Source organism: Candidatus Thiosymbion oneisti (assembly GCF_900092655.1).
GTDB lineage: Bacteria > Pseudomonadota > Gammaproteobacteria > Chromatiales > Chromatiaceae > Thiosymbion > Thiosymbion oneisti.
In genome coordinates, this window is the sequence record NZ_FLUY01001189.1 from 1 (window position 1) to 1,253 (window position 1,253).

At 46.3% G+C, this 1,253-nt stretch carries 2 protein-coding genes; both read left to right on the forward strand.

Features of this window, described 5'->3' with window-relative positions; translation table 11 throughout:
* The first annotated feature begins 461 nt into the window (after window positions 1-461).
* Window positions 462-854 (forward strand): type II toxin-antitoxin system VapC family toxin, encoded by a 393-nt coding sequence (locus BQ17_RS12020; RefSeq protein WP_089727373.1) that lies wholly within the window; start codon window positions 462-464, stop codon window positions 852-854.
* A gap of 3 nt (window positions 855-857) precedes the next feature.
* Window positions 858-1,082: a type II toxin-antitoxin system Phd/YefM family antitoxin gene (locus BQ17_RS12025; RefSeq protein ID WP_089727374.1), complete on the forward strand. Its 225-nt coding sequence runs from the start codon at window positions 858-860 to the stop codon at window positions 1,080-1,082.
* The last annotated feature ends 171 nt before the right edge of the window (window positions 1,083-1,253 follow it).

A 1,253-nucleotide genomic window follows, 5' to 3' on the forward strand; every position in this document is an offset into this window, starting at 1 on the left:
GATTCCAGACTGGTTAGGATATTTTGCGCAAATTTGCCTTCTCAGCAAGCCAGAGGGGCGTCGTATAACTTGCTGTTATTGTTGAGAAAAGGCTACCTGTTTCGTCATCGGTCATCGTGCTACCGACTGTCGTCCTCTTCGACCAGTCTGGAATCCATAAAGAGCCTCGTCAATTTAAAGCGGTTATTGAAAACAAAATTGATTGCTTACTTTTTGGTCATAATCATGACGGAAACAAATACCCAGGAGTTTGGGGTATTGTGCAATGCTTCGATGGTTCTAGCTCTACAGGTAAATCAAAAGGGTCTGGAAAACCTGCCACACCGTATCGAATAATTTCATTAAACTAAGCAATAGTGTATGGCTAACATGCACATCTAGCGGACGCGCCAAAGGTGCGCGCCGCTGATGTTTGACGTCAGGCGCTTGACGCAAGGACAGGAGAAAGTACAATTGTACATATGAAGCTTGTCGTCGATACTTCGGTCGTTCTTGCAGTGCTATTCAACGAGCCGGAAAGGGATGTAATCCTTTCTGTGACAAAGGGTTGTGAGTTGCTCGCGCCTCTGTCGTTGCCGGTTGAGGTGGGAAATGCAATCAGTTTGGCTTTCAAGAAGCGTAGAATCGATTTGGGGCAGGGGGAAGCGGTCATTGACGGGCTCAGCAAGATGAAGATTCGGTTTGAGGGGATTGACTACATCAATGCCATTACCATAGCGCATAAGTACTCAATTTATGCATATGACGCTTACATGATGGACCTAGCTCAAAGGGAACGATGTCACCTGTTCTCCTTGGATGCGAAGCTAAAGCTGATGGCTAAGGAAGCTGAGATCAGGATTCTTGAGGTATAGAAGATGACTGTTTATACGTTCACCACAGCTAGGCAACGGTTGGCGCATTTAATGGATGAAGCTAATCGAAAGGCTGAGGTCGTTATCAAACGGAAGAATGGACAGATGTTCGAGCTGCGGTCAGTTGAAGAAAAAGGTTCGGGTCTAGATGTTCCGGGAGTTGATGTTCAACTGTCAACAAATGAACTTGTTGATATGATTAGAGAATTGCGTGAAGAAAGCGCCTAACACTGCGCTCAACCCGACCGCAGAAACGGCTGTTTCGCAATGCTGTGAAGGCGTGATGCAGAAGAGTTTTGAACCGCAAGGGCGCAAAGAATGCAAAGAGGTAGTGGTTAAATTTAAATGCGACCTAATGCTTTGAACTCCACCGTTTTGCCATCCCTGGCCCTGGATTCC

Excerpts from the sequence above, each read along its gene's own strand:
- BQ17_RS12025 (WP_089727374.1), top strand. The coding sequence starts at position 858 with ATGACTGTTTATACGTTCACCACAGCTAGGCAACGGTTGGCGCATTTA.
- BQ17_RS12020 (WP_089727373.1), top strand. The coding sequence starts at position 462 with ATGAAGCTTGTCGTCGATACTTCGGTCGTTCTTGCAGTGCTATTCAAC.